The sequence below is a fragment of the Yersinia sp. 2542 StPb PI genome, from assembly GCF_048593855.1.
Classification (GTDB): domain Bacteria; phylum Pseudomonadota; class Gammaproteobacteria; order Enterobacterales; family Enterobacteriaceae; genus Yersinia; species Yersinia enterocolitica_E.
Map to the genome: position 1 here is coordinate 1 of NZ_JAZGQA010000275.1, position 4129 is coordinate 4129.

Genomic DNA, 4129 nt, shown 5'->3' on the forward strand with positions numbered 1-4129 from the left:
AGATATATCTAAATTGTTTAGATATATCTAAAGGAGAGACATTATGTTTGGTTTTTCAAAACGTGGTCATCATCAGGGCGGCGAACACCATGAAGGGCAGCGCCACTGTGGCGACAGGATGCATCGCGGAGGTCGTCATCATATAACCGCTGAAGGCGCTGAAGCAGTAAGGGGCGGCAGGCGTGGTCGCGGTGATAAAATGCATCGCTTGTTCGAACATGGGGATTTGCGCATCGTCCTCTTGGCGCTGGTTGATAAAAAACCGAGCCACGGTTACGAGCTGATTAAGGCAATTGAAGAGGCGTCCTCCGGGCTCTATGTTCCAAGCCCTGGGGTTATCTACCCAACGCTAACCCTGCTAGAAGAGCAAGATTTTGTCACGCCAGTGGCAACCGGTAATGGCCGTAAAAGCTACCAAATCACTGATGCCGGTAAAGTTGAATTACAACAAAATCAACAGATGGTGGATGTGATTTTCTCCCGCTTGGCACAGGTAAATCGCCGGCCAGAAGGGAATCTGGCAGAAGGTATTGCTGATGCTATGCATCGCTTACGCCACATTCTACGTAGCAGTATGATGCGTTCTGATGTCGCACCAGAGCAAGTCGTGCGCATTAACGCGGCACTACTGGCGGCGGTAGAAGTGATTGAACAAGAGTTAGCACCGCCTTCGGCTACAACTGATGAAAAAGATCAGGAGAAAAGCTGATGCCGGGATATCGTTATCGCATCACCATTGAGCCGCTGACCGACCGCAAAGGTGACGCTATTGAGAAAGCCCCGCTAACGTTCGAAGCCGAGAATCATGACGAGATCCTCGGCATCATCGAACGGTTACAAATGCGAGAAGATATAGACTTCGGCAAAGAGAAAACCGCAGCATTTGCTCTCGGGCTGAAACTGTTTTCAGAAACGATGCTGGAGAACCGTAAACACCCACTGTTTGCGCCGCTGCGCACCGCATTTACCGATTTCATGATTCATCTGAAGAAAGGCCCGCACGATAGTAATGATAGTGCCGGGTAATACGTCATAAGGAGAAAATGGACCCGCTCCCGACTATATTTATCCACTGGGGATATCGGCTATAGACGATATCCCGGCAGATGACTTAATCCAAATCGGCACCGTTACTGGCAATAACTTTTTTGTACCAATAAAAGGATTTCTTTCTCTTACGGGCTAAAGAACCCTTGCCCTGATCATCACGGTCAACATAAACAAAACCATAGCGCTTGCTCATTTCACCGGTAGAAGCAGAAACCAGATCAATACAACCCCATGAGGTATAACCCATTACCGGAATGCCATCAGCAATGGCCTCCCCCATAGCTTTGATATGCTCGCGCAAATAACTGATGCGATAATCATCTTCAATCTCGCCTTGCGGGTTAATTTCATCCTTGGCACCTAACCCATTCTCAACCAAAAATAGCGGTTTCTGATAGCGGTCGTACATCATATTCATGGTGATGCGTAAACCTAAAGGATCAATACCCCACCCCCATTCACTGGCCTCAATGTGAGGATTTTTCAGCGATTTTACGATATTCGCCGCACTGCTGTTATGGTCGTTCATATCGGCCGACGCACAGCGGGAGGCATAATAACTAAAGGAGACAAAATCCACTGTATGCTTGAGTATCTCGTCGTCACCCGTTTCAGTAACAATTGAAATCCCTTTATCCCTGAAAAGCCGTTTGGTATAAGCCGGATAAGCACCTCGGGCCTGTACATCAATGAAAAACAGATTTTCACGGTCTTTCTCCAGCGCGGCCCACACATCCTCGGGTTTACACGTGCGCGGATAAAAGTTCCCCCCCGCCAGCATACACCCCACCTGATTATTCGGATTAACCTCATGGGCAATTTTTGTCGCCAAGGCACTGGCAAGCAACTCATGATGAGCCGCCTGATACTTTACTTGCTCCTGATTTTCCTGTTGCTCAAACACCAGCCCGGCACCAGAGAACGGACTATGCAATAGGATATTAATCTCGTTAAACGTGAGCCAGTATTTAACTAATCCATCAAACGCCGTAAAACATGTGCGCGCATAACGGGCGAAGAAATCAACCATCTTCCGGTTACGCCACGAGCCGTATTCTGTGACCAGATGCATGGGAACATCAAAGTGGCACAGCGTCACCAGCGGCTCAATATTGTACTTTTTACACTCGGCAAAAAGGTCACGGTAAAATGCGATGCCCTGCTCATTCGGGGTTAACTCATCACCGTTAGGGAAAATCCGACTCCATGCGATTGAGGTACGAAATACGGTGAACCCCATTTCAGCCATTAACGCGATATCATCTTTATAACGATGATAGAAATCGATCGCTTGATGACTGGGATAAAACTCATCATCTCTTAGGGTAAAACGCTTCTCCTGCCCCAGCTTTACTGCCAAACGGTGTGGTCCATGAGGGATCATATCAACCGTCGTCAGCCCTTTTCCACCTTCAAAGCAAGCACCTTCGGCCTGGTTTGCGGCTAATGCGCCGCCCCATAAGAAACCGTCGGGAAATGTTGATACTGGCATTACATACCTCGTATTTAGTTAATTTTTACTGCGCTTGGCGCCACAGCAGAATGGGCGGTATCGCTTTCGCTATTTTCAACCGGGATATCTTCAAAACCCAGCAACAGCGTGGTAATAAACGAAATCACGATGGCCAGAATCATCACACCAAACACCCATACAATACTCATTGGATTGGCCGGATCGAAGAACTGGACACTGGTAAATAATCCAGGGGACGCCATCGAATGACTTGCCAGCCCACCGATTCCGGCGACTGCACCACAAATAAAACCACTAATAAGACTGGCGATCAGCGGGCGTTTAAGGCGCAATGCCACCCCATAAAGTGCCGGTTCAGAGATACCTGCGACAATCGCTGATGCGGCCGCAGCCAGCACCGTTTGGCGCAATTCCGGGTTTTTGGTTCGCCATGCGACAGCCAACGATGAGCCACCCAGTGAAAGATTAGCGCCAATCTCTGATGGCATAACCATGCCCTCTTTGCCGGTCTCCGCAATGGTCTGAATAATGGTTGGGGTAAAGACACGGTGCATGCCGGTCATAACCAATAAAGGCCAGAGTGCCCCCATAATCGCTACCGAGAGCCAGCCCAGATAGTCATGAACGGTGTACACTAACGAAGAAATACCGCTACCGATCCAAACTCCCAGAGGGCCAATAAACATGATGGCAATAGGCGCGGAAATCAGCACAATTAACATTGGTTTAAGGAAGTTTTTGGTCACCGCCGGTGTAATGCGATCCACCCATCTTTCAATATAAGACAGCAGCCAGGTCATACATAATGCCGGAATAACGGTATAGGTATACTTCACCGCCGTGACCGAAACGCCCATAAACTCAACTTGTTGACCTTGTGCAGCTTTAGCCATTAAATCAATAAAGGCGGGATGAACCAACACCCCGGCAATGGCGATAGCCAGCGACATATTGGTTTTAAATTTGAGTGCGGCAGAAGCAGCAACCATAACCGGAAGGAAGAAGAACGCTCCGTCACCAATGACATTGAGAATAATCAGTGTCGATGAGCCTTTGCCAAAAACACCGGTCATATCCAGAATCATGGCCAACAGTTTGACCATTGAACCACCGATAATGGCAGGAATCAGAGGTGACATGGTGCCAATCAGCGCATCAAGGATCCCCGCGCCGATGCGTTTCAAGGTTATTTTATTTTTTTGCGGCAGCGTATTTTCAGCTACCAGGCCTTCCGGCAGCAGTTTTAGCACTTCAGCATAGGCATATGAAACGTTGTTACCAATAATGACCTGACACTGGTTTTCATTGCGCACCACACCCAGCACACCGGTGATGGACTTCAACTTCGCCAGATCAACCGCATTATCATCGTTAAGCACAAAGCGTAAACGCGTCATACAGTGGGTCACCGCTGCGATGTTATTCGCCCCACCAATGGCATCGACTATCGATGCAGATACTGCGGCATAATTCTTTGACATGAGTAGCAACTCCCCGTAATGACGCACGCCGAGCTAAGCAAACCATTTGTAATCGAAGAGGGACTATCCTCACCAGCATAAATGGTAATTAGCTATTATATTCATAGTATTATTTAAATATTAC

At 48.1% G+C, this 4129-nt stretch carries 4 protein-coding genes; 2 read left to right on the forward strand and 2 right to left on the reverse strand.

The genetic code is table 11. From position 1 onward, the window contains the following. Window positions 1-43 precede the first annotated feature (43 nt). Together V1952_RS20385 and V1952_RS20390 are read left to right on the forward strand one after the other, a co-directional pair. The gene (locus tag V1952_RS20385) at window positions 44-709 is read left to right on the forward strand and encodes a PadR family transcriptional regulator (protein ID WP_420075423.1); all 666 of its coding nucleotides are present in this window, start codon (window positions 44-46) and stop codon (window positions 707-709) included. Continuing rightward, window positions 709-1026, forward strand: a complete 318-nt coding sequence (locus V1952_RS20390) for a DUF3861 domain-containing protein (protein ID WP_372559531.1) — start codon at window positions 709-711, stop codon at window positions 1024-1026. The genes V1952_RS20385 and V1952_RS20390 overlap by 1 nt, the downstream gene beginning before the upstream one ends. 85 nt (window positions 1027-1111) lie before the next feature. Here the strand turns inward: V1952_RS20390 and V1952_RS20395 are convergent, their stop codons facing one another. Beyond that, window positions 1112-2542: a 6-phospho-beta-glucosidase gene (locus V1952_RS20395; protein ID WP_420075424.1), complete on the reverse strand. Its 1431-nt coding sequence runs from the start codon at window positions 2540-2542 to the stop codon at window positions 1112-1114. A gap of 14 nt (window positions 2543-2556) precedes the next feature. Further along, window positions 2557-4005 (reverse strand): PTS cellobiose/arbutin/salicin transporter subunit IIBC, encoded by a 1449-nt coding sequence (ascF, locus tag V1952_RS20400; protein ID WP_420075425.1) that lies wholly within the window; start codon window positions 4003-4005, stop codon window positions 2557-2559. Window positions 4006-4129: the final 124 nt, after the last annotated feature.